General features: G+C 62.8%; 24 protein-coding genes and 1 tRNA gene. 14 read left to right on the top strand and 11 right to left on the bottom strand.

Annotated features, from left to right (window positions below; genetic code table 11):
• Positions 1-102 precede the first annotated feature (102 nt).
• From AC3WLT_RS03840 to AC3WLT_RS03825, 4 genes are all read right to left on the bottom strand, one after another.
• Positions 103-2,460 (bottom strand): RelA/SpoT family protein, encoded by a 2,358-nt coding sequence (locus tag AC3WLT_RS03840; protein WP_492590595.1) that lies wholly within the window; start codon positions 2,458-2,460, stop codon positions 103-105.
• A gap of 96 nt (positions 2,461-2,556) precedes the next feature.
• Positions 2,557-2,760: a DNA-directed RNA polymerase subunit omega gene (gene rpoZ / locus AC3WLT_RS03835; protein WP_006025620.1), complete on the bottom strand. Its 204-nt coding sequence runs from the start codon at positions 2,758-2,760 to the stop codon at positions 2,557-2,559.
• Positions 2,761-2,820: 60 nt separating this feature from the next.
• Complete coding sequence (gmk, locus tag AC3WLT_RS03830) at positions 2,821-3,501, bottom strand: guanylate kinase (RefSeq protein WP_492590594.1); 681 nt, start codon at positions 3,499-3,501, stop codon at positions 2,821-2,823.
• An 18-nt stretch (positions 3,502-3,519) separates the two neighbouring features.
• The gene (locus tag AC3WLT_RS03825; RefSeq protein ID WP_492590593.1) at positions 3,520-4,443 is read right to left on the bottom strand and encodes a YicC/YloC family endoribonuclease; all 924 of its coding nucleotides are present in this window, start codon (positions 4,441-4,443) and stop codon (positions 3,520-3,522) included.
• 222 nt (positions 4,444-4,665) lie between these two features.
• On the opposite strand from AC3WLT_RS03825, the gene rph reads away from it, so the two are divergent.
• The 4 genes from rph to AC3WLT_RS03805 all read left to right on the top strand — a co-directional run bounded on the left by rph (position 4,666) and on the right by AC3WLT_RS03805 (position 7,417).
• Complete coding sequence (gene rph / locus AC3WLT_RS03820; RefSeq protein ID WP_492590592.1) at positions 4,666-5,406, top strand: ribonuclease PH; 741 nt, start codon at positions 4,666-4,668, stop codon at positions 5,404-5,406.
• Positions 5,399-6,046: an RdgB/HAM1 family non-canonical purine NTP pyrophosphatase gene (gene rdgB / locus AC3WLT_RS03815; protein ID WP_492590591.1), complete on the top strand. Its 648-nt coding sequence runs from the start codon at positions 5,399-5,401 to the stop codon at positions 6,044-6,046. Before rph ends, rdgB begins: the two co-directional genes overlap by 8 nt.
• Positions 6,043-7,272 (top strand): radical SAM family heme chaperone HemW, encoded by a 1,230-nt coding sequence (gene hemW, locus AC3WLT_RS03810; RefSeq protein ID WP_492590590.1) that lies wholly within the window; start codon positions 6,043-6,045, stop codon positions 7,270-7,272. The genes rdgB and hemW overlap by 4 nt, the downstream gene beginning before the upstream one ends.
• Before the next feature lie 55 nt (positions 7,273-7,327).
• Positions 7,328-7,417 (top strand) — tRNA-Ser (locus tag AC3WLT_RS03805).
• 130 nt (positions 7,418-7,547) lie between these two features.
• Here AC3WLT_RS03805 and AC3WLT_RS03800 read toward each other — a convergent pair.
• From AC3WLT_RS03800 to AC3WLT_RS03790, 3 genes are all read right to left on the bottom strand, one after another.
• Positions 7,548-7,952, bottom strand: coding sequence for a RidA family protein (locus tag AC3WLT_RS03800; RefSeq protein ID WP_492590589.1), 405 nt, complete (start codon positions 7,950-7,952; stop codon positions 7,548-7,550).
• Between the two features lie 222 nt (positions 7,953-8,174).
• Positions 8,175-8,405, bottom strand: a complete 231-nt coding sequence (locus AC3WLT_RS03795) for a hypothetical protein (protein ID WP_492590588.1) — start codon at positions 8,403-8,405, stop codon at positions 8,175-8,177.
• 228 nt (positions 8,406-8,633) lie between these two features.
• Complete coding sequence (locus AC3WLT_RS03790; protein ID WP_492590587.1) at positions 8,634-9,854, bottom strand: Bcr/CflA family multidrug efflux MFS transporter; 1,221 nt, start codon at positions 9,852-9,854, stop codon at positions 8,634-8,636.
• 247 nt (positions 9,855-10,101) lie between these two features.
• Here AC3WLT_RS03790 and AC3WLT_RS03785 point away from each other — a divergent pair, with 247 nt between their 5' ends.
• From AC3WLT_RS03785 to AC3WLT_RS03770, 4 genes are all read left to right on the top strand, one after another.
• The gene (locus AC3WLT_RS03785; RefSeq protein WP_492590586.1) at positions 10,102-10,785 is read left to right on the top strand and encodes a hypothetical protein; all 684 of its coding nucleotides are present in this window, start codon (positions 10,102-10,104) and stop codon (positions 10,783-10,785) included.
• 225 nt (positions 10,786-11,010) lie between these two features.
• Positions 11,011-12,294 (top strand): glutamate-1-semialdehyde 2,1-aminomutase, encoded by a 1,284-nt coding sequence (gene hemL / locus AC3WLT_RS03780; RefSeq protein WP_492590585.1) that lies wholly within the window; start codon positions 11,011-11,013, stop codon positions 12,292-12,294.
• A 75-nt stretch (positions 12,295-12,369) separates the two neighbouring features.
• Complete coding sequence (gene ribD / locus AC3WLT_RS03775; protein WP_492590584.1) at positions 12,370-13,515, top strand: bifunctional diaminohydroxyphosphoribosylaminopyrimidine deaminase/5-amino-6-(5-phosphoribosylamino)uracil reductase RibD; 1,146 nt, start codon at positions 12,370-12,372, stop codon at positions 13,513-13,515.
• A 16-nt stretch (positions 13,516-13,531) separates the two neighbouring features.
• Positions 13,532-14,173 carry a riboflavin synthase gene (locus AC3WLT_RS03770; RefSeq protein ID WP_492590583.1) on the top strand — a complete coding sequence of 214 codons (642 nt, stop codon included), beginning with the start codon at positions 13,532-13,534 and terminating at the stop codon, positions 14,171-14,173.
• Positions 14,174-14,278: 105 nt separating this feature from the next.
• On the opposite strand, the gene AC3WLT_RS03765 is transcribed toward AC3WLT_RS03770, so the two are convergent.
• Complete coding sequence (locus AC3WLT_RS03765; RefSeq protein ID WP_492590582.1) at positions 14,279-16,042, bottom strand: hypothetical protein; 1,764 nt, start codon at positions 16,040-16,042, stop codon at positions 14,279-14,281.
• A 73-nt stretch (positions 16,043-16,115) separates the two neighbouring features.
• Positions 16,116-16,616, bottom strand: a complete 501-nt coding sequence (locus AC3WLT_RS03760; protein ID WP_492590581.1) for a DUF6933 domain-containing protein — start codon at positions 16,614-16,616, stop codon at positions 16,116-16,118.
• 80 nt (positions 16,617-16,696) lie between these two features.
• Here AC3WLT_RS03760 and AC3WLT_RS03755 point away from each other — a divergent pair, with 80 nt between their 5' ends.
• Together AC3WLT_RS03755 and AC3WLT_RS03750 are read left to right on the top strand one after the other, a co-directional pair.
• Positions 16,697-16,972 (top strand): type II toxin-antitoxin system TacA family antitoxin, encoded by a 276-nt coding sequence (locus AC3WLT_RS03755; RefSeq protein WP_492590580.1) that lies wholly within the window; start codon positions 16,697-16,699, stop codon positions 16,970-16,972.
• Positions 16,972-17,493 carry a GNAT family N-acetyltransferase gene (locus AC3WLT_RS03750; RefSeq protein WP_492590579.1) on the top strand — a complete coding sequence of 174 codons (522 nt, stop codon included), beginning with the start codon at positions 16,972-16,974 and terminating at the stop codon, positions 17,491-17,493. Before AC3WLT_RS03755 ends, AC3WLT_RS03750 begins: the two co-directional genes overlap by 1 nt.
• A 224-nt stretch (positions 17,494-17,717) precedes the next feature.
• On the opposite strand, the gene AC3WLT_RS03745 is transcribed toward AC3WLT_RS03750, so the two are convergent.
• Positions 17,718-17,861 (bottom strand): hypothetical protein, encoded by a 144-nt coding sequence (locus AC3WLT_RS03745; protein ID WP_492590578.1) that lies wholly within the window; start codon positions 17,859-17,861, stop codon positions 17,718-17,720.
• Positions 17,862-18,142: 281 nt separating this feature from the next.
• On the opposite strand from AC3WLT_RS03745, the gene ribBA reads away from it, so the two are divergent.
• The 4 genes from ribBA to AC3WLT_RS03725 all read left to right on the top strand — a co-directional run bounded on the left by ribBA (position 18,143) and on the right by AC3WLT_RS03725 (position 21,641).
• Positions 18,143-19,279 carry a bifunctional 3,4-dihydroxy-2-butanone-4-phosphate synthase/GTP cyclohydrolase II gene (gene ribBA / locus AC3WLT_RS03740; protein ID WP_492590577.1) on the top strand — a complete coding sequence of 379 codons (1,137 nt, stop codon included), beginning with the start codon at positions 18,143-18,145 and terminating at the stop codon, positions 19,277-19,279.
• 49 nt (positions 19,280-19,328) lie between these two features.
• Entirely contained in the window at positions 19,329-19,835 is a 507-nt protein-coding gene (gene ribH, locus AC3WLT_RS03735; RefSeq protein ID WP_492590576.1) for a 6,7-dimethyl-8-ribityllumazine synthase, read from the top strand.
• The gene (gene nusB / locus AC3WLT_RS03730; protein ID WP_492590575.1) at positions 19,832-20,266 is read left to right on the top strand and encodes a transcription antitermination factor NusB; all 435 of its coding nucleotides are present in this window, start codon (positions 19,832-19,834) and stop codon (positions 20,264-20,266) included. Before ribH ends, nusB begins: the two co-directional genes overlap by 4 nt.
• A gap of 178 nt (positions 20,267-20,444) precedes the next feature.
• The gene (locus AC3WLT_RS03725; protein ID WP_492590574.1) at positions 20,445-21,641 is read left to right on the top strand and encodes a pyridoxal phosphate-dependent aminotransferase; all 1,197 of its coding nucleotides are present in this window, start codon (positions 20,445-20,447) and stop codon (positions 21,639-21,641) included.
• Between the two features lie 106 nt (positions 21,642-21,747).
• Here the strand turns inward: AC3WLT_RS03725 and AC3WLT_RS03720 are convergent, their stop codons facing one another.
• Positions 21,748-22,926 (bottom strand): transglycosylase SLT domain-containing protein, encoded by a 1,179-nt coding sequence (locus tag AC3WLT_RS03720; protein WP_492590573.1) that lies wholly within the window; start codon positions 22,924-22,926, stop codon positions 21,748-21,750.
• Between the last annotated feature and the right edge of the window lie 576 nt (positions 22,927-23,502).

Here is a 23,502-nt window from a genome sequence, read left to right as displayed (position 1 = left end):
CGTTCTCCCTGAAGAACAGGTGAGACTCGTGGGTGGCCGGCGTGTTCAGATTCGGGCCGGTCTGGGTGAAGCAATCCGAAGCAACCCGGCGCAGCCGTCGGATCAGTAGTCCGCCCGCTCGCGGTCGATCCGCATGCCGCCCTCGTGACGGTGATGCCCTTCCTCGCTCGGCCGTTCGCGGGCGATGCGCATCACGTCCGGATTGGTCCGCACCCGGCGCATCACATTGGCGAGATGAACGCGGTCACTGACCTGAATCACGAAGCGCAGCACCGTGGATTCCTGCGACAGGTCCTCGTCCATTGCGATGTGGACGATGTTTGCATCCGCCGAAGTAATATCGGCTGCGACGCGGGCGAAAACGCCCTTGGTATTCTTGACCAGCACCTTCACGGCGACGTCGAACAGACGCCCCGGCTGCGGCGCCCAGGCGACGTCGATCCAGCGGCCTGGATCGCGCCGGTGGATACGCTGCGCCACACGACAGTCCGTGGTGTGGATCGCCATGCCGAGGCCGATGCCGATATAGCCCATGATGTCGTCGCCCGGAATCGGACGGCAGCACGCGGACAGCTGCACGGACATACCTTCAGTGCCGGTAATGACCACCGGCGGCGCATGCGAGGCCGAACTGTCGGAGCGCGAGCCATCGTCGTCGGCGTCGCGGCCGCTCATCAGCACTTCGATGCGCTTGGCCATGACCGCCGCGACACGCCGGCCCAAGCCTATGTCCGCAAAGATTTCCTGACGGTTCTTGTTGCCCGTCCACTGCACCAGCTTTTCCCACGCTTCCGGCATCACGTCCGACAGCGCGAGGCCGTAGCCCTTCAGCGCCTGATCGACCAGGCGCTCGCCGAGCTGCACGGATTCGTTCAGCCGCATCGTCTTCAGATAGTGTCGGATCGCCGAACGCGCCTTGCCGGTGCGCACAAAACCCAGCCACGCCGGATTCGGCTTCGAATACGGCGCCGTGATCACTTCGACGATGTCGCCGCTCTTCAGCTCGGTACGCAGCGGCAGCAGTTCATTGTTGATCTTCACCGCGACGCACTGGTTGCCCAGGTCGCTGTGGATCGAATACGCGAAGTCGAGCGCCGTGGCGCCGCGCGGCAGCGCCATGATCTTCGACTTCGGCGTGAACACGTAGACCGCATCCGGGAACAGATCGATCTTCACGTGCTCGAGGAATTCGCTCGAATCGCCCGCTTCGCTCTGAATGTCGAGCAGCGACTTCAACCACTGATGCGCGCGTTTCTGCACGTCGTTCAGATCCGCGCCGCCGTTCTTGTACAGCCAGTGCGCGGCCACGCCCGCCTCGGCGATCTCGTGCATCTTGCGCGTGCGCACCTGGAACTCGATCGGCGCGCCAAACGGGCCGACCAGCGTGGTATGCAGCGACTGATAGCCGTTCACCTTCGGGATCGCGATGTAATCCTTGAACTTGCCCGGCACCGGCTTGTAGAGCGCGTGCAGCGCGCCGATGCAGGTGTAGCACTCCAGCGCGCTTTCGACCACCACGCGAAAGCCGTACACGTCGAGCACCTGCGAGAACGACAACTGCTTGTCGCGCATCTTCTTGTAGATGCTGAAGATGGTTTTCTCGCGGCCGGTGACTTCGGCGTCGAGCTTCGCGTCGGCAATCGCGCGTTGCACTGACTCGAGAATCTTGCCGACCACTTCGCGCCGGTTGCCGCGCGCCGCCTTCACCGCTTTTTCGAGCGTGGCGTAGCGGTGCGGGTTGAAGTTCGCGAAGCTCAGGTCCTGCAACTCGCGATAGGTATTGTTCAGGCCGAGCCGGTGCGCGATCGGCGCGTAGATATCCAGCGTTTCGCGCGCCACGCGGCGGCGCTTTTCATGCGGCACCGCACCCAGCGTGCGCATGTTGTGCAGGCGGTCGGCGAGCTTCACCAGAATCACGCGGACGTCACGCGCCATCGCGAGCAGCATCTTGCGGAAGTTCTCCGCCTGCGCCTCTTCGCGATTGCGAAACTCCATCTTGTCCAGTTTCGACAACCCGTCGACCAGTTCCGCGACCTTCGCGCCGAAGCGCTCGGCGAGCTCGGCCTTGGTCACGCCCTGGTCTTCCATCACGTCATGCAGCAGCGCTGCCATGATCGCCTGGGCGTCGAGATTCCAGCCGGCGCAGATTTCCGCGACGGCGACAGGATGCGTGATGTAGGGTTCACCGCTCTGGCGATACTGGCCGAGGTGGGCTTCGTCGCCGAAATGGAATGCCGCCTTGATTTCCTTGATCTCTTCCGGCTGAAGATAGCCGGACAAGACGGACGTCAGCTGGGCGATCGAAACGACGTCATGCCGGCGCGGTTGCTCCGGCGTGGCGGTCGGTCCGAACAGATGGCGAAACGACTGTTCGAGGACCGCGTCGATGTACTTCCGTGCAGACGAGGGCGAGTCGGCGTCGTGTTCCGCTTCCGTAGCGGTGGGCGGGGTCGTGCTCATGTTCGCCTCCGTAGCGGTTAGGGTTGGACGCCGGTCTGCATGTTGATGCAATTACGTGTGGCAAATACGTGGCAATCGAAAACAGAACAATGCGCCTTAAACAGGCACCTTCTTCAGCATTTCGACGCCGACCTGGCCAGCTGCGATTTCACGCAACGCGACGACCGTGGGCTTGTCGCGACTTTCGATCTTCGGCGTGTGACCTTGAGCGAGCTGACGCGCGCGATAGGTTGCGGCAAGCGCGAGTTCAAAACGATTCGGGATCTGTTTGAGGCAATCTTCGACGGTAATGCGGGCCATGTTGGGTTCCTTCTCAGTATGTTGCTTATTCTACCTTATGTGCTCGGCACACCGCCGCGCTCACGCGTGCGGCAGGTGAATGCCGAGCTGCACGAAAAGCTGCGTGTGGCGCGCGTATTGCGAGGCGAAGCGCGAGCGCGTCGCGGCCACCAGACACCGCAGTTCGCCGAGCGCGCGATCGAAGTTGTCGTTGATCACGACGTACTCCGCTTCGGCCGCGTGCGCCATCTCACTACCGGCTGCGAGCAGCCGCCGCGTAATCACATTCGGCTCGTCCTGGCCGCGCTTTTTCAAACGCTCTTCGAGCGCGTCGAGCGACGGCGGCAAGATGAAAATTTCGACCGCATTGTGAAACTGCTTCTTCACCTGCTGCGCGCCCTGCCAGTCGATTTCGAGCAGCACGTCGTGGCCGCTTTTCATCTGCTCTTCGATCCACACACGCGATGTCGCGTAGTAGTTGCCGTGCACTTCCGCGCTTTCCAGAAACTCGCCGGCCGCGTGACGCGTCAGGAAATCGTCGACGGTCGTGAAGTGATAGTGCTCGCCGTCCTGCTCCTTCGGACGCGGCGGGCGCGTCGTGTACGAGATCGACAGACGGATCGCTTCGTCGCCGGCGAGGAGCGCGTTCACGAGCGTCGACTTGCCCGCGCCCGACGGCGCCACCACCATGAACAGGTTGCCGGGATAAGCGCCGGCATAAGGATTGTGCGGTGCGCTGGTTTCGCGTGTGTGGTCGGTCATGTTCGTGTTGCTCCAGCCTTATTCCAGATTTTGTACTTGCTCGCGCATCTGTTCGATGAGCAGCTTCAAGGTCATCGACGAATCCGCCAGTTCCTTCGCGGCCGCCTTCGAGCCGAGCGTGTTCGCCTCGCGATTGAGCTCCTGCATCATGAAGTCGAGCCGCTTGCCGACCTTGCCGCCCTTCTGAATCACATGACGCGTTTCGTTCAGGTGAGCCGTGAGGCGCGACAGTTCTTCGGCGATGTCGATGCGGATGCCGTACATCGTCACTTCCTGGCGAATCCGCTCGTTGATTTCTTCACGCGAGACGATCGTCGCGGCCGTATCCGGCGCGGCGATGCCGAGCGCTTCCTGCAGACGTTCGACGATCTTCTGCTGGTGCCTGGCGATCAGTTCCGGCACGAGCGGCGTGATCTTCGTGACGATCGCTTCCATCTCGGTGACGTTGGCGAGCAGCATCGTCGCGAGTTGCGCGCCTTCGCGGGCCCGCACGTCGATCAGATCGGCAATCGCCTGCTTGCCGCACGCGAGCACCGCATCGCGCAGCACCTCCGGCGAGACGCCGGTTTCGGCCAGCACGCCCGGCCAGCGCAGAATCTCGCCGGTGCGCAGACGCCCTGCTTCCGGGAACGTCGACAGCACGGCGCGCTCGAGCAGCGCGAGTTGCGTCAGCGCATCGCGATTGACCGAGCCGGCATTGGCCGACTGCTCGCTGCGCTGCAGGTTGATACGGATATCGACCTTGCCGCGCGAGAGCTTGTTCATCAGCATTTCGCGCAGCGTCGGTTCGCACACGCGAACGTCTTCCGGCATGCGGAAGTTCAGATCGAGAAAGCGCGAGTTCACCGTGCGCAGTTCGACCGATACGCTCACGCCACCTGTGCCCGAGGCCGCGACGAGTTCGCGCGTGGCGCTCGCATAGCCAGTCATGCTGTAGATCATCGTATTTCTCGCGATTGTGGCCATGCGTTCGACGATGGCCGGAGAGTCGAATCGCCCGGCGTGTCCGAGACGCGGGGCGGGGAACCGGCATTATCCCATTTTTGGCGATGGGACCCCTTGCAGAGCCAGCGCACATGCGGGCAGCCGCCCGGCGCATGACCAACCCCAATCGGCTGTAAAATTGCGCTTTCCTTCCCGCTTTTCTTCGACACCCATCCCAACATGACCGACAACAGCCAACGCCCCAGCGGCCGCCAGGCCAATCAGCTGCGCGACGTGCGCATTACGCGCCACTATACGAAGCACGCGGAGGGCTCGGTGCTGGTCGAATTCGGCGACACCAAGGTCATCTGCACCGCGAGCATCGCCGAGACCGTTCCGTCGTTTCTGCGCGACCGCGGCCAGGGCTGGCTCACCGCCGAATACGGCATGCTGCCGCGCGCCACCCACACGCGCAGCGACCGCGAAGCGGCGCGCGGCAAACAGACCGGCCGCACCCAGGAAATCCAGCGCCTGATCGGGCGCGCGCTGCGCTCGGTGTTCGATCTCGAGAAGCTCGGCGCGCGCACGCTGCATATCGACTGCGACGTGATCCAGGCCGACGGCGGCACGCGCACCGCCAGCATCACCGGCGCGTTTGTCGCCGCGCATGACGCCGTATTGAAACTGCTGGCGGCCGGCCGCATCGAAAGCTCGCCGATCAGCGATTACGTCGCGGCAATTTCGGTCGGCGTGTACGACGGCCTGCCGGTGCTCGATCTCGACTACGACGAAGACTCGCAATGCGACACCGACATGAACGTCGTGATGACAGGCGCGGGCGGCTTCGTCGAAATTCAGGGCACCGCCGAAGGCGTGCCGTTCTCGCGCGACGAAATGAATGCTCTGCTCGAGCTCGCGAGCGACGGCATCAACACGCTGATCGCGAAGCAGAAGGAAGCGTTGGAGCACAAGAGTGAGTGAAGTTCGTCAAAGCAACGGCGCTGCAGCTTCAGGGTCGCCGTTGCAGAAAGTCGTGCTGGCGTCGAACAACGCGGGCAAGCTGCGCGAGTTCGCGGCGCTGCTCGGCGCGGCCGGCATCGAGCTGATTGCCCAAGGCGAGCTGAACGTGCCGGAGGCGGAAGAGCCGCATCCGACCTTCGTCGAAAACGCACTGACCAAGGCGCGCCATGCGGCGAAACTCACCGGCCTGCCCGCCCTCGCCGACGATTCCGGCCTATGCGTGCGTGCGCTGCGCGGCGCGCCAGGCGTTTATTCGGCGCGTTACGCGCAACTGGCCGGCGGCGAGAAAGGCGACGCGGCGAACAACGCGCACCTCGTCGCGGCACTGCAAGGCGAGGCCGATCGCCGCGCGTATTACTACTGCGTACTGGCGCTCGTGCGTCACGCGGACGATCCCGAACCGTTGATCGCCGAAGGCCGCTGGCACGGCGAGATTCTCGATACGCCGCGCGGCGCGAACGGTTTCGGCTACGACCCGCACTTCTTCCTGCCGTCGCTGAACGCGAGCGCAGCAGAGCTCGAACCCGCGGTGAAAAACGCCAGCAGCCATCGCGCGATTGCATTGCGGCAACTGCTCGCGCGTTTGACGGAGGAAGCGTGATTCCGATCAAACCGGCCCCCGCCGATGTCGGCGCGGGCGTCATCAAGGCATTTACCTCGCCGGGCAGCATTCGCCTGACGTCGCTGCCTCCGTTGGCGCTCTACGTGCATTTCCCGTGGTGTGTGCGCAAGTGCCCGTATTGCGATTTCAATTCGCACGAGTGGAAAGGCGACACGTTCCCCGAGGCCGACTACCTCGACGCGTTGCGCGCCGATCTCGAGATGGCGCTGCCGCTCGTGTGGGGACGCCAGGTGCATACGGTGTTCATCGGCGGCGGCACGCCCAGCTTGCTGTCGGCGGCCGGGCTCGACCGGATGCTGTCCGATGTGCGCGCGCTGCTGCCGCTCGACGCCGACGCGGAGATCACGCTCGAGGCGAATCCCGGCACCTTCGAAGCCGCGAAGTTCGCGCAGTTTCGCGCGAGCGGCGTGAATCGCTTGTCAGTGGGCATCCAGAGTTTCAACGAAGCGCACCTGAAGGCGCTCGGCCGGATTCACGACGCGGCGCAAGCACGTCATGCGGTCGAAGTCGCCTCGACGACCTTCGACAACTTCAATCTCGACCTGATGTTCGCGCTGCCGCAGCAGACGCTGGCCGAATGTCAGGCTGACGTGGAAACGGCGTTGTCATACACGCCGCCGCACTTGTCGCTGTATCACCTGACGCTCGAACCGAACACGCTGTTTGCGAAATTCCCGCCCGCGCTGCCCGACGACGACGCCTCCGCCGACATGCAGGACTGGATCCACGAACGCACGAAGGCGGCTGGCTACGAGCGTTACGAAGTGTCGGCTTATGCAAAGCCGCATCGGCAGAGCAAGCACAACCTGAACTATTGGCGCTTCGGCGACTATCTCGGCATCGGCGCCGGCGCGCATACCAAGCTGTCGTTTCCGAACCGCGTGCTGCGCCAGGCGCGCTACAAGCATCCGGCGACCTTCATCGAGCAGGCGAAGGCCGGCGCGGCGGTACAGGAAGAACACGAGGTCGGGCCGCGCGATCTGCCATTCGAGTTCATGCTGAACGCGCTGCGGCTCGTGGAAGGATTTCCGGTGCATCGCTTCGTCGAACGCACGGGGCTGTCGATGACGTCGATCGAACTGGCTTTGCAGGAGGCGGAACGGCGCAAGCTGATTACGCGCGATCACGAAAAAATCGCACCGACACCGCTCGGTCAGGCGTTCCTGAACGATCTGCAAGCGCTGTTTCTGAAAGATCCGCAGTAATTGCAGCGCGCCAGTACGCCGCAGCCTGAGTTTTTCAGGTTACAATTTGCGGCTTGGAGGTGTGGCCGAGCGGTTTAAGGCACCGGTCTTGAAAACCGGCGAAGGAGCAATCTTTCCGTGAGTTCGAATCTCACCGCCTCCGCCAGAGCATGAACGACAACGGGCCTTTAAGGCCCGTTTCTATTTGTGCGCCGCGTATTTGTGCACCACGCGACCGGCCCCGCGATGGCCGAACTCACTCGGTAGCCCACCCCTCAACTTTCCCCCTTCCTGGCCTAAACCAGCGCGGTCGCCTCGACCTCGATCTTCAGGCCGTAATGCAATTGTGGAACAGGCACGACCGCACGTGCCGGCCGAGCTTCGCCCGCCCAGCGCGCGTAGATCTGATTGAAACTCGCCCAGTGTTCGACATTGACGATGTAGACGCGCACCTGCACCAGCTGAGCAATGCTGCTGCCGGCACCTTCGAGCGCAGCCTGCACATTGGCCAACACCTGTTGAGTTTGAACCTCGAACGTAGCGCCGGAAAGCTTCTCGCCCTGTGCGTCGATCGGCAACTGTCCTGAGACGAACACAAATCCATTGGCGATCGCGACGTGGCTATAGTGGCCACCCGGCGTCGCGAGACCGGCGGGGTTGTCCGTGTGCGGCAGATGCTTGCTGTGCTGGTTACCAGCCATGAGAACAACTCCAAAGATGACGGCGCCATCGCGGCACATGGTTATGCGCATGACGCTTCACCCGGCTCGTCCGCATGGCCGCATCTCTTTCGCGGAAGCAATGAACGAGTCGCGCGCGAGCATTGACAGCCGCGAACGATGCAGCGCCTCACGTGATCCACTGACCGCTCCGCTCGAAACGCGCACCGCTTATTGCTTACCGCGCGAATCAAACCGAGCGCGTCAAACGCTAAGCGTGTCCAGCTTTTCGCGCGCGTCCGCGCAACGGCGATTCAGGTCACGGTGCATCAATTGACTATCGAGCAAGGTCGATACATCAGACAAACCGTAATCAAAGCGCAAGACGTATTCGATGTCCGTGTAATCGTGATATGCGCCGCTGTCAGCCAGCTTCTGCGCTTCGGCGAAAGCAGCCTGTTGCCGCTCGCCGTTCATCAAATCTCTGATCGCCATGATTGCCGCTCCGAGGAACAGTGTCCTCATCATAGCAATGCAAATTAGGTCGCACGGTCGCGCGCACGCAACACCTGGTGTTTTCCGTAGTCGCTCTCGTGGTCGCTCTCGCAGTCACTCTGTCACGCGCGGAACGGGCTGGCAGAAGTTCTGCTGCGCTTTACTTTAGCTCGGGAGCCGTTGCCCGCCTTGAGCGACGGATTCTGGCTGCCGCCTGACGAACCGCCATCAAGCCGCAACGACAGGCGCCTTCGTCCCGTGCCACCTGACGACCAGAATCCGGCCGACGTAGCACAGCGTGCCCGCGACGCCTATCACGACGCCCATCCCCGTGGGCGAACCGTCCTGCCAAAGCCCAACGGCCAGGCTCGACAGCGCGCCAAGCGCCAACTGCACTGCGCCGAATACCGCAGCGGCAGCGCCCGCGTTATGCGGATAGCGATGCATCAGATCGGTGGTGCAATTGGCGGACAGCAAACCCACCACGCCGACCACAAAGAACAGGCCGAACACGATCGACCATAAGCCGCCCCAGCCTGTCAGCGATACGAGGCAGACAAACAACGACGCGACGCAACTGACGGTAGCCGCGAAAGATATGATCGGCAACGAGCCAAGCCGGCCGACCAGACGCGTATTCATGAAGTTGCCCAACATGATGCCGACGATATTCAGCGCGAACAGAAACCCGTAATGCTGTGCCGATACATGGAAATACTCGATGTACACAAATGGCGTCGCCGTGATGTAGGCGAACATCGATGCAAACGCCATCCCGCCGCACAGCATGTGCCCCCACGCGACCGGGTCGCGCAGCAACTTGCCGTACGCGCCGAACGATTGCAGCAACGCCGACTGCGCACGCTTCTCGCGCGGCCAGGTTTCCGGCACTTTGAGGAACGCGGTGACCGCGCACACGGTACCGAACAGCGTCAGGACCACGAAGACGACGCGCCAGCCCCCAAACAGCAGCAACTGCCCGCCGATCAGCGGCGCCAGCAGCGGCCCGATCGACGTGACGATGGCAAGCATCGACAGCACGCGCGCGGCGTCGGTCGGCCCGTGCGCATCGCGGGCAATGGCGCGCGCCAGCACCGAGGCCGCGCCTGCGCCGAGTGCCTGCACGAAACGGAACGTCACCAGCGCCCCGATCGAAAACGACAGCGCGCACGCGACGCTCGCCAGCGCATACATGGCGATGCCGCCGAGCAGCACGGGACGTCGACCGTAAGTATCCGACAGGGGACCATACAGCAGCATGCCGATCGAAAAACCGAACATGAAGCTGGTGAGCGTCGTCTGCGCGGCGCCGGTGCTGATCGCGAAGGCCTGCGCGATGGTCGGCAGACTTGGCAGATACATGTCGATGGAAATCGGCCCGCACGCGGCAAGCGCGCCGAGCAACAGAATCAGCCGGCCATCGGGCCGGCTTCTGGTGGCGTGAGACATGGGAATCCAGATGAAGCGCTGCGCCGTCATTGGCGGCGAAACACGGTGAAACGGGGACGACAGCGGCTTGATGGGCTCAATTGTACGCGACGGTTCAACATTCGCCGCGCCCCGGCGCCGTCGGGCGGAACGCCCGAGCGCCGCGGCAAGCACGGAACCGATCGGTTAAGCTGCCGCCTGAACGATTCGTGCGCAACGCAAACGTGCCGCGTCGCGCCCCTCAACAGCGCTTTCTCCCGACCCTGTCATGACTGCTTTCCTGCTGATCTGGAGCCCCAGAAAATGGCCGTGGCCCGAATTGCCTGACGTGGCGAAGCGGGTGGCCGCGGGCGTGGCAGTGTCGGACGTGTGGGGTTGCGGGTTTGCGCGCGGCATCCTGCCCGGCGACCGCGTGTTCCTGCACCGCGTCGCCCAGGAACCGAAGGGCGTGTTCGGCTCCGGCTATGTGACGCGTGCGCCGTACGAGGTCCCCGATCCGGCGACGAGGCGCGGCTACCGCTTGTGCATCGACTTCGTGTACGACTGGCTAGTCGACGCCCACGAGGGAGTAGTGATCCCGCGCGAGATGTTGCGCACACACCCGTTTTCGGTACAGACGTGGGACGCACAGAGCTCGGGCACCGTCATCAAGCCGATCGCCGAAGGCGCTCTGGAAAAGCGCTGGGCCGAGCTGACCGGCAAGCGCAAGCCGCCGAAGCTCGACGCCCCGACGGGGCCCACGCGCTCCAGCAAGGTAACGGCCCACGCGGCGGCGGTGGAGAAAAGCCGCGAAAAGGTGCAAGGAGTGCAAGAGGCGCAAGACGCGCAGCGCGTCAAACCCGAATCGAGCCGCACCACGACGCCGAAGAAGTCCGCGGCAGAAAGTCACGCCCAAACCAGGCCGAAAACGACGGCGAGGACGCCTGCGAAGAAACAGGTGCGCGAAAGCTGAGCGACGGCGACGACGCCCGGGTGGGCGATGAAGTACCGCGAAGGCGCGCAGCGCCGTCGGGGAAGTGCACAGGAAACTGCGAACCCGCCGGGAGGGGAACACACAGAACCTCTTCACGCTGACTCCGGTACAATTTCCCCACCAACCCCCAGCGCCGCGCGAAGCGCAAAAAGCAGCCTCCCGCGCCGCTGCGCAATCCCGAATCCAAAGGCATCGCCAACACCCATGTCCAAGAACCAAACCCTCTTCGACCGCGCGCAGCGCACCATCCCGGGCGGCGTGAACTCGCCAGTAAGAGCATTCCGCTCGGTGGGCGGCACGCCGCGCTTCATCGAGCGTGCAGAAGGCCCCTACTTCTGGGACGCCGACAAAAAACGCTATATCGACTACATCGGCTCGTGGGGCCCGATGATTCTCGGCCACGTCCATCCGGAAGTACTCGAAGCAGTCCAGCGCGTACTGCCAAACGGCTTCTCCTTCGGCGCGCCGACCGAATCGGAAGTGGAAATCGCCGAGGAAATCTGCAAGCTGGTGCCGTCGATCGAGCAGGTCCGCATGGTATCGAGCGGTACTGAGGCGACTATGAGCGCGCTGCGTCTTGCGCGCGGCTTCACGAACCGCAGCCGCATCGTCAAGTTCGAAGGCTGCTATCACGGCCACGCGGACAGCTTGCTGGTCAAAGCCGGTTCTGGTCTGCTCACGTTCGGCAATCCGACTTCGGCCGGCGTGCCGGTCGATATCGCCAGGCACACCACGGTGCTCGAATACAACAACGTCGCCGAACTCGAAGAAGCGTTCAAGGTGTTCGGCAACGAGATCGCGTCGGTGATCGTCGAGCCGGTCGCGGGCAACATGAACCTGGTGCGCGCCACCCCCGAATTCCTGCAAGCATTGCGGCGTCTGTGCACCGAGTACGGCTCGGTACTGATTTTCGACGAAGTGATGTGCGGCTTCCGCGTGGCGCTCGGCGGCGCTCAGGAGGTCTACGGCATCACGCCGGATCTGACGTGTCTCGGCAAAGTGATCGGCGGCGGCATGCCGGCGGCGGCCTTCGGTGGACGGCGCGACATCATGGCTCACCTCGCGCCGCTCGGCGGCGTTTATCAGGCGGGCACACTGTCGGGCAATCCGATCGCGGTGGCCGCGGGCCTGAAGACGCTGCAACTGATCCAGGCGCCGGGCTTCTATGACACGCTCGCCGCGCGCACCGCGCGTCTCGCGCAAGGTCTCGCGAATGTCGCGCGCGAAGCGAAGGTGCCGTTCGCCGCCGATTCGCTCGGCGGCATGTTCGGCCTGTACTTCACCGAATCGATCCCGGCGAGCTTTGCCGAGGTCACGAAGAGCGACGTACCGCGCTTTAACGCGTTTTTCCACAAGATGCTCGACGCGGGCGTGTACTTCGCGCCGTCGGCATATGAAGCCGGTTTCGTGTCGATCGCGCACGACGATGCGATCGTCGACACCACGATCGAGGCCGCGCGCGGCGCGTTCGCCTCGCTCGCCGTCTGAAACCGGCAATAAAGCTGGCAGTCGACCGAAACCGAAGCTAACCGCAGCCTAGTCACCGTACCCGACCGGACACCGATGTTCTCGCAAACCGATTTCGTCCATATGGAACGCGCGCTCGCGCTGGCCAAGCGCGGCATGTACACCACCGACCCGAATCCGCGCGTCGGTTGCGTGCTGGTCAAGAACGGCGAGGTGATCGGCGAAGGCTTCACGCAACCGGCCGGCCAGGACCACGCCGAAGTCCGCGCGTTGAAGGACGCGCGTTCGCGCGGCCACGATCTGCGCGGCGCGACGGCCTACGTGACGCTCGAGCCGTGCAGCCACTTCGGCCGCACGCCGCCGTGCGCGAATGCGTTGATCGAGGCGCAGGTCGAGCGTGTGGTCGCGGCGATGGAAGACCCCAATCCGCAAGTCTCCGGGCGCGGCCTCAAGATGCTGCGCGACGCCGGCATCGAAGTGCGTTGCGGGCTGCTCGCCAACGAAGCGCACGAACTGAACATCGGTTTCGTGTCGCGCATGACGCGCGGGCGCCCGTGGGTGCGCATGAAAGTGGCGGCGTCGCTGGACGGCCGCACCGGCTTGCCGTCGGGCGCCAGTCAATGGATCACCGGCGAGGCGGCGCGCGCCGACGGCCACGCGTGGCGTGCCCGCGCATCGGCGATTCTGACCGGCATCGGCACCGTCAGGGAAGACGATCCGCGCATGACCGTGCGCGCCGTCGACACGCCGCGCCAGCCGCAACGCGTGCTGATCGACAGCCAGCTCGACGTGCCGCCTGAAGCGCAGATTCTGGCCGGCGCGCCGACCTTGATCTTCTGCGGCAATCTCGATCAGCGTCATGCCGAGCGCGCCAGCGCGCTGCGCGATCGCGGCGCGGAGATCGTGCAACTGGCGAACGCGGCCGGCAAGGTCGATCTGCCCGCCATGCTGAAAGTGCTTGGCGAGCGCAGCGTCAACGAACTGCACGTCGAGGCGGGCTACAAACTGAACGGCTCGCTGTTGCGCGAAGGCTGCGTCGACGAACTGCTGGTTTATCTCGCCCCGAGTCTGCTCGGCGCGGACTCGATGAGCATGTTCAATCTGAGCGCGCCTGACACGCTGGAAGGCCGCGTGCAACTGAACTTCCACGCGGTCGACCGGATCGGCGACGATCTGCGGATTCTCGCGCGCTTCGTGCCGCACGCGCAGGCTGCGCCGGCGCCCCAACCTACTTCGAATTGATCAAGGAACCAACACGATGTTTACAGGAATCGTCGCGGCAGTGGGCCGCATCGAATCGGTCAAACCCCTCGCTCACGACGGCACAACGGACGGCGACGCGGGCGTACGCCTGAACGTGGAAGCAGGCGGCCTCGATCTCGAAGACGTGCAACTCGGCGACAGCATCACCATTCAGGGCGCCTGCATGACGGTGGTGGCGAAAACCGCGCATTCATTCGAAGTCGATGTGTCGCGCGAAAGCCTGAACTGCACCGTCGGCTTGGGCGAGCCGGGCGAAGTCAATCTCGAGAAGGCGCTGCGCGCGCATGACCGGCTCGGCGGCCATATCGTGTCAGGACACGTGGACGGCCTCGGCACGGTCACGCATTTCGCGCCGGTCGGCGAGTCGCATGAGCTACGCGTTGTGGCGCCGCGCGAGATCGGCCGCTATCTGGCGTACAAAGGTTCTATCACTGTCAACGGCGTGAGCCTGACCGTCAACTCGGTTAAAGATCGCGACGACGGCTGCGAGTTTTCGATCAACCTGATTCCTCACACGGTTCAGGTGACCTCGCTGAAGCATCTGCACGAAGGTTCGCAGGTGAATCTGGAGATCGATCTGATTGCGCGGTATGTCGAAAGGATGCTGTCGACGACGTCTCCCATAGCGCGCAGCTAACAGCTGCGGCCGCCCTCGCTGCACAACTGTTTTTGTCGCTGCGTGACAAGTCGTCCGTCGGGCGACTTTGGAACCTCCGGGTTCTTTGACTCGGCGCGCCGGATATCAGACTGTCACGCCGAATCCGAGCTTGCGGACAAGGCTCCGAAATTTTTCTTCGTGTTCAAGCCTGACCACCAGTTGTCGCTCGCCCGCACGCAGACAAAGACCAGCTGTTTCCTTCGCGTCCGCCACCATTGAAGCGATCTTCTCGTTCTCACAATCAATCAGTAGCGCGGTTCCCAGGACTTTCAGCGCCTTCCCCTGCTGCCCGGCAGCCTTGATGAACGACTCCACAGTTTCAGGCAACGGCTGATCTTCCCGTGTCACGAGAAACGCCCGAAGCTCCTCAATATCGAGCCCTTTCTCGATGGCACCAACCGCCTTTTGATGGTCCAGGCGCCACCTGTTTCCCGTCAGTTCCTCTGCCCAGGTAGCCAGCGTCAGCGTTTCGTCCATCGACAGCCGTCCGTCGGTGACATTCACCTGCAAACTCGGCAAAACGGCAAGCTTGACACTCGGCACAACCGGTGGAGGCAGGTACTCTTCGTTCAATCCGAGGCAATATGCACCGAGCGGGGTAATGCGGAAATACATCAACCCGTCGTAGCGGCTCAGGTATTCCAGGTCGTCGGTTCCCCACATTCCGCAATAGTCGTCACGTACGCCAGCGGGCTCGATGTAAGCGACATCGACCACACCAAGGGCCGCTGCGTACTCGAACAGAACGCAGAGAAGATATCGAAACTGCAGAATCGACCAATCGTGATAGCCGTCGTGACCCAGATTGCCATATTGCGGTTCGCAGATATAAAGGCTCCACGGATCATTCGTTACTTCAAACGTGCGCCCAGTTGCCTCCATGAACCGCGAAAGGTCGTCAACGCCGACCCAGGCTCCGATCGGGCAGTCTCGCAGCACTTCATTGATCACAGCCCGACGCGGCGCTACCGCAGTCATTGCCCGCCCTTTGGATTTCTGCCCCTTGATGACATCGATGCGGCTGAATTCGTCGAACGAATTGGTCTTCAGCCATTTGCTCCAGATCGCACTCAACACAACGGCTGGCGCGGACGCCAACGCTTTCCGACCCGCGAATGTCAAAGCCAGTTTGCTGCCGTTTCGCTGGACCAGCCCTGCTGCCTGAAGCAGCATCGGCCAGGAAAAGGCCTTGAGCGGACCGATCTCCGGATTGGGGTTACCGCCTGCCGGCCAATAGAAATCCCCGTTGGCGAGGTGCTCCGTCAGCAAGCGCAACGTAGCGCTTCCGGGCAACGACGTTTTTTCGCTCGCCTGGAGCTTCCCCTGGTCCGTCAACCGGAGCAGAACCGGAAGATCCCGCAATGCGTCGCGCTCTGTGCGCCTCACAGTCACCTGTTTTTCGCCGATCTTTTCAGGCAGCGCCTCGACTGGACTCAACCGGACGGGCGAAGGTTCAGGCATGAAGCTGCGCAGCCGTTCACCCAGTTCGCATGGCAAGCGGTAGTAACCGTCCTCGTAGTGCAAGAAGAGCCCCAGCGCCGTCGGTTGCCCACGGGAGGAGTAGCGCCGGCCGCCTTCATTGACAGTGAAATCCGGCAATCTCCCGTATTTCGCTCGAAACCGCTTCCGATGAAAAACCCCATGCGCGGTGTACGCGGCCTCCGTAACCGCCATACGTTGCGTATCGTCCAGACGGTCCCAAAGCATGCGCAGCCCATCGCCGTCGAGACTCTTCAGGATCTGTCCGACCAGTTGATCTTTCTTTCCGGCCGGCGTCGTATCGGGCAACCAGCGCATTAGCGATTTCAGCTGGTCCATGGTGAGGCGCGAGAGCACTTCGTTCAACATGTCGATTGGCAAATTTGGTCTGGCAGGTACAAAGCAGATGACCGGCATTATCGCCGACCTCGCCGGCTCGCAATCAGGCGACCGCTCCCCCATCGCTCGTCAGCTCTTTCAATGCCCCCTCTGGAGACACCGGCCCCTTGTAAAGCGGGCTACATGGTGTGCGCGCCAGTTTTAGCGACAGCGCGATGAGTTCGTTCGGTTTGTCGTAGGCACGGTGTGCTTCGGCGAGATATGCGAACTGCGTCATGATGCCGACAACACTGCGATTTTGCGTCCTCGCGTATTTGACGACCTGCATTTGAGACACTTCCGAGTCGATAAATGGGCGCGGTACGCCGTGGGCGGCGAGTATATCTACCAGAGCCCCAGGGAACCTGGCCGCCAGGTTAGCCGCCGGAGCCAAAGGCATCAGCACCGGCAGTAGCGTTCGTTCATTCACAAGCATCGCAATCTGCGGCTTCCATGGCAAAACGGTTGCATACCAGTTGCCAAGCTTCGTGGTGCTGCCTCCGACCTCGATCACTTTGGGTTTCAGACGCTTGAGCAGCTTTTGAGTACAGTAAAGGTATAGCATGAAAAAAGGGACGGATCTTGTATCAGCCAGAATGTACGCCTATTGTGCTAACATGACGTACATCTGAAGGAGAATCTCTCATGAGCACCTCTACCCGTTCCGCCCGTCTGGGTTTGCGAGCCACGCCGCAGCAGGAAGCGGTGCTGCGCCGCGCAGCCGAGATCGCGCACAAATCAATGACCGATTTCATTCTCGACAGCGCCTGTCAGGTTGCCGAACGAACCCTGCTTGACCAGCGTTTGTTCCTTGTGACCGAAAGCCAATCGAAAGCGCTGCTTGACATGCTCGATCGCCCGACCCAAGACAATGCGGGCTTAAAGGAGTTGTTCTCCCGAACGGCACCTTGGGAGAGCTGATGCCGCTGTCCCCACTGCAAGCGTTAGACGGCAGCCATGTGTTGGAAGGCTTCGATTGCGGCAAGCCCGGCCTGAATGACTGGCTGCTGCGCCATGCGCGGCAGGCTCAAGCCAGCGGTTCGGCCAAGACCTACGTCGTTACCGAAGATCAGCGCCTAGTTGGATACTACAGCCTAGCTGTAGGGCAGATCGATACTTTTGAGGCGCCCGATCGGGTACGCAAAGGGATGGGAGCCTATCCAATCCCTGTTGTCATTCTGGCTCGGCTGGCGGTAGCAATGCAGGACCATGGGCGTGGAGTCGGGATTGGCATGCTGCAAGATGCAATCCGGCGTACCGTGGCTATCGCCGAACAAGCTGGCGTTCGTGCATTGCTGACACACCCGATCGATGAGGATGCAGCACGCTTCTATTTGCGTTTCGGGTTTGAAGCTTCACCGGCGCAAGAACAGCAATTGCTTCTGTTGCTCAAGGACGCACGTCGACTACTCGTGCCTGCCGTATCAGGCGAACAGAAGTAGATACGTCATCGTCTATCGACGTCTCGCTACAGTCCGCGTGACATGACGGTATCTCTGACGGTATACGCGCACACTGCCGAATCGCACGCCTTGCGGGACAAGCGTCTCCGGCCGAACTCAATACAATTGCGCGCTACGTCGAACGAATGCTATCGGCGGCGTCACCGACAGGACGCTCGTAACTCGTTGAACCAGGCCGAGTTTTGGGTTTAATCGTCGTAGCCTTAGTCGGCGATCCGCTGCCGGAACCACTCCGCTAGCGCAGCTTCTTCGAGCGCGCCAGCAGCAACCATTTCCATGGTCCTGACCGCGTCCGCGGGATCAAACTTCAGCCGATAGCCGTTGTCGGCAAGGGGGGACAGAAACATGGCCTTCTGCGACACTGCCACGACACCCGGCCAGACTCAACGTAATCGCGCGGTATGTGGAGCGCATGCTGAACGCGCCGAAATGATTCCGGGGTAACCCCTGCCGCGCGGGGGCTAAGCGGCGCCCTGCCGCCCACCCCGCTCATGCGCCCATCGTTTTATCGAGCATACAGGCGGCTGCGAGCCGCCGCCAGTCGGCCAAACGGCCTATGCCATCCGTCGCAGGCGACTTGAGAGCGCGCGTGGCGTAAAATACGCGCTTTCCCGAAAATCTCGCCAACATGACGCTCGCCTCCACTCCAGAGATCATTGCCGAACTGAAAGCAGGCCGGATGGTGATCCTCGTCGACGAAGAAGATCGCGAAAACGAGGGCGACCTCGTGATCGCCGCCGAATTCGTCACACCGGAAGCGATCAATTTCATGGCCCGCTACGGTCGCGGCTTGATCTGCCTCACGCTCACGCAGGAGCGCTGCAAGCTGCTGAACCTGCCGCTGATGACCTACCGCAACGGCACTCAGTACGGCACGGCGTTCACCGTCAGCATCGAAGCAGCCGAAGGCGTGACCACCGGCATCTCAGCGGCAGACCGCGCCCGCACGATCGCCACGGCGGTTGCGCCGGACGCGAAAGCCGAACATATCGTGCAGCCGGGCCACGTGTTCCCGATCATGGCGCAACCCGGCGGCGTGCTGGTGCGCGCCGGCCACACCGAGGCCGGCTGCGACCTCACCGCGCTGGCGGGCCTCACGCCGGCCGCGGTGATCTGCGAAGTCATCAAGGACGACGGCACGATGGCGCGCCTGCCGGACCTGTTGGAATTCGCCAAAGAGCACGGCCTGAAAATCGGCACCATCGCGGATCTGATCCACTACCGTAGCCGCACCGAATCGATCGTCGAGCGCATTTGCGAGCGCACCATGCAAACCGCGCACGGCGCGTTTCGCGCGGTGATGTACCTCGACCAGCCGAGCGGCCAGCCGCATATCGCACTGGTGCGCGGCACGCCGAAGCCTGAACAGGACACGCCGGTGCGCGTGCACGAACCGCTGTCGGTGCTGGATCTGCTCGAAGTCAGCGAATCCACCCACTCGTGGACGCTGGATGCGGCAATGAAGGAAATCGCCCGGCGCGACCTCGGCGTGATCGTGCTGCTGAACTGCGGCGATTCGAAGGACCATCTGATCGACGTTTTCAAAGCCTTCGACTCGAAAGAAAAAGCCGAGGCGCTCAAGCGCCGGCCGGTCGACTTCAAGACTTACGGTATCGGCGCGCAGATTCTGCGCGAACTCGGTGTCGGCAAGATGCAGGTGCTGTCGAACCCGCGCAAGCTGGGCAGCATGTCAGGTTACGGTCTCGAAGTCACCGGCTTCGTGCCGATGCCGGGTAGCGCCGCACAGGTAACGCATCAAGGCTGATCCGACCAATCACGCGCTCAGCGCTTACTCAAAACACTACGGACTTCACATGGAAATCGGACAATACCAACCGAATCTCGACGGTGACGGACTGCGCATCGGCATCGTCCAGGCGCGTTTTAACGAACCCGTTTGCAACGGCCTCGCCGATTCTTGCATCGAAGAACTCGAACGCCTCGGCGTCACCGGCGAAGACGTGCTGCTGGTCACCGTGCCGGGCGCGCTGGAACTCCCGTTGGCGCTGCAAAAGCTCGCCGAAAGCGCGCAATTCGACGCGCTGATCGCGCTGGGCGCGGTGATTCGCGGCGAGACGTACCACTTCGAACTGGTGTCGAATGAAAGCGGCGCGGGCATCACGCGTATCGGCCTCGACTTCGGCATCCCGGTCGCGAACGCCGTGCTGACCACCGAAACTGACGAGCAAGCCGTCGCGCGTATGACGGAGAAAGGCCGTGACGCCGCGCGCGTGGCTGTCGAAATGGCGAATCTCGCCGTCGCGCTCGAACAACTCGGCGGCGACGACGAGGCAGAAGACGAAGAAGAGGAAGAGGCATGAAGAGCGCACGCCGACGGTCCCGCGAACTGGCCACGCAGGGGCTTTACCAGTGGCTGCTGTCGGGCTCGCCCGGCGGTGAAATCGACGCGCAACTGCGCGGCGCGCAAGGTTTCGACAAGGCCGACCACGAACATCTGGACGCCATCCTGCACGGCGTGATCCGCGATTCGGAGGCATTGTCCGCCGATATCGCGCCGTGCCTCGACCGCCCGATCGACCAGCTTTCGCCGGTCGAACGCGCGGTGCTGCTGGTCGCCGCGTTCGAGTTGAAGAATCACGTCGACATCCCCTATCGCGTGGTCATCAACGAAGCGGTCGAGCTCGCCAAGACGTTTGGCGGCGCGGACGGCTATAAGTACGTAAATGGCGTGCTGGACAAGCTGTCGGCGCAACTGCGCGTCGCCGAAACGCAGGCGGCCCGCAAGCGTTGAGCGTGAGGCGCATGAACCATGCGCCTCGTCGGCAACGCCGGAGCGCGCAGCTGGCTGCCCGAACGCCGGGTTGAAGGCCAAAGCGCCGAACACCGGCTGCTCGCAAGGACGCCGCTGCGTGCCTGAATGCATGCGCCGCGCGCCGTCCCGCTTTTGCCTCTGAACTGGATTTGATCGTATGAATTCCGTGACCGAACCCTTGGTGCGGCTCGCTGCCCGCGTCGACGCCATCCAGCCTTTCTACGTGATGGAACTGGCCAAGGAAGCCGCGCTGCTCGAGCGCGATGGGCGCGACATCATTCACATGGGAATCGGCGAACCCGATTTCACCGCGCCCGAGCCGGTCATCGAGGCAGCCGCCAGCGCACTGCGCCGCGGCGTCACGCAATACACCAATGCCCTCGGCATCCACGCGCTGCGCGAAGCGATTTCGGCGCATTACGCCGAAGTCTACGGCGTCAGCGTCGATCCGGCGCGGATCGTCGTCACGGCGGGGGCGTCAGCTGCGTTGCTGCTGGCATGCGCGGCGCTGGTCGATCGCGACGACGAAGTGCTGATGCCCGACCCGTGCTATCCGTGCAACCGGCATTTCGTGATCGCCGCCGAAGGTAAGCCGGTGATGGTGCCGAGCGGCCCGGCCGAACGTTTCCAGCTGACCGCAGCCGATGTCGGGCGTCTGTGGAACGAGCGCACCCGAGGCGTGCTGCTGGCGTCGCCGTCGAACCCCACAGGCACCTCGATCGAACCGGCCGAACTCGAGCGCATCGTCAAGGCCGTACGCGCACGCGGCGGCTTTACGATCGTCGATGAAATCTACCAGGGCCTGAGCTACGACGCGAAACCCGTCTCGGCGCTGTCCTTCGGCGACGACGTCATCACCGTCAACAGCTTCTCGAAGTACTTCAACATGACCGGCTGGCGTTTGGGCTGGCTGGTGGTGCCGCCGGCGATGGTCGGCGCATTCGAAAAGCTCGCGCAGAATCTGTTCATCTGCGCGTCAGCGCTTGCGCAGCACGCGGCGCTCGCCTGTTTCGAACCGCAAACGATCGCGATCTATGAAGCGCGCCGCCTCGAATTCAAACGCCGCCGCGACTTCATTGCGCCGGCGCTGGAATCGCTGGGCTTCTCGGTGCCGGTCATGCCTGACGGCGCGTTCTACGTGTATGCCGATTGCAGGACTGTCGCGCACACTGCCGCCGGCGACAGCGCCGCGCTGACCAAGGCCATGCTGCACGATGCGGGCGTGGTACTGGTGCCGGGCATGGACTTCGGCACGCATGCGCCGAAGGAGTACATCCGGCTCTCGTATGCCACCGCCTATCCGAAGCTGGAAGAGGCGGTCGAGCGGTTGGCGAAGCTGTTCGGGCGGCATTGACCGAACGCAAAAATGCCGTTCAGTCGCTTAACTGAACGGCATTACGCCCGGGGGTGTCCTTTTTTATTGCAGCCGCTCTCGCGTCACGCCAATCGGGTCAACAACCTCAAGCGCCTAACTCCGACGCCGACGCCACATGCTTCGGAGCATTGGAGCTGGCGTCGTCCTGCTCGGAAGCCGGCGCCTTCACCGGCGTTGCCGCGCTCAGCGCATGGCTGTTATCGAGGGTTACCTGCACGCGCTTGCCGTTACCCGCCGCAGCCGTCGCCGTGGTCGATGCGGTCAGAGCCGGCGCCTGCGGCGCGTTGATCGGCACCTTGCGGCCACGCGCCACATCGCGCAGACGGCCACGCTCGGCCATGACCTTGGCGCCGTAGCCGCCGTCGTCCTGCGAGGTCGAGCCAACGTACAGACGCAAACCGCCCGGCAGCGAACCGCCGCGTGCGATGCAATCCTTCAGCACCAGCGCGCCCACCTTGATGTTCGCGAGCGGCTCCAGCGCCGCGCTCTGGCCGCCGAAATACTGGAATTTGTCCGAATGCACCTTGGACATCACCTGCATCAGGCCCTGCGCGCCTACGCCGCTCTCGGCATACGGGTTGAAGCCCGATTCGATCGCCATCACGGACAGCAGCAGGAGCGGATCGAGACCGACTTCGCGGCCAGTGTCGAACGCCGCTTTCACGAGTTCGCTGACCGGCTCCTGAGCGACGCGATAACGCCGCGCGAGGTACGACGAAACCAGATTCTGCTCACGGCTCGATATCAGCACGCGATCGTCGCGTGCGTCGGCCGAGACGCGCTGCTGCGGAATCAGCCGCGCCAGCGCGCTGACGCTCTGCATGGTGCGCGGGTCGAGCCCGTTCAGTGCAGCCACACCCATACCGGCCGTGCCGCTGCCGTCGAAAGCGCCGTCGAAGCTGGTATTGCTGACGGCGACGCCATTGTTGCCGTTGTTCGAGCCGCTAGCGGCTTCGTTGCTGGTCGAATTCGCGGACAGCGAGTCGTCGGAGGACGCGCGGTTGGGCGGTCCGAAAGCCGGCAGCGGATTGCCCTGCAGCAGACGGGCAGGACCGGCTTGCACAGCGGCCGAAATGACCGGCATCAACTTGGCGGCGAGTGTGCCGCGCCAAGCCGGCATCAGCCACAGCGCGAGTGCCAGCACGACGGCGAAACCGCCGACGATGCTGAACAGGTGATGACTCATTCGCGTCCCATGACGCAACGCACCGCGCACAACTTGCGCGATGCGCTCATCGGGACGCCACGATAACCAGGCGTTCATTCAGATCTCCCATGTTGCATGATCCGCGAACTCCGCCGCTGCAACAGGCGGTACCGCACATTCGCAGAGTCAAGACATCGCGCGCTCTGTCTGGTTAGGGCAGCAGCGACGTCGGGAAAACGGCAAATACCGTTTGTGGGGAGCCATCTTGCAAAGAGGCCGGCGGCATGCCAGGAAAACATGCAGGCGGAGGCTCCCACGCGAAAAACCAGCGTCAGTTGACGCTGGCGAGGACTTCATTAAGGCCGTCAAATACCGTGCAGGGGGAGCGGTAAACGGTGACGCGTTGCGTCTGAAGGGACTAGGGGCGGTGGTAAAAAGGTTCACGCCCTGCAACCAATGTGGACGGATTCTATGCAGGGTTTTATAGATCGTCAACACTATGGATAGGCAAAAGTATAACTAATTGTAATAATGAACAGTGTTCATCGCGTGGAAAACCGCGCGGTGCGCGGCTCTTCAGCTATCTCGATTCCTCCCTGCCAGTTAGACCATTTGGTCGATCTACGTGCGTCGGTCAACACAGGTAAAATCGACAACCGTTTTGGCGCCGCAAAGCCCTGCCGCGCTCGCTCT

The sequence above is a fragment of the Paraburkholderia sp. FW306-2-2C-D06C genome (assembly GCF_058781505.1).
Note: the sequence above shows the minus strand (reverse complement) of the source record. Positions and strands in the feature narration are given on the sequence as shown.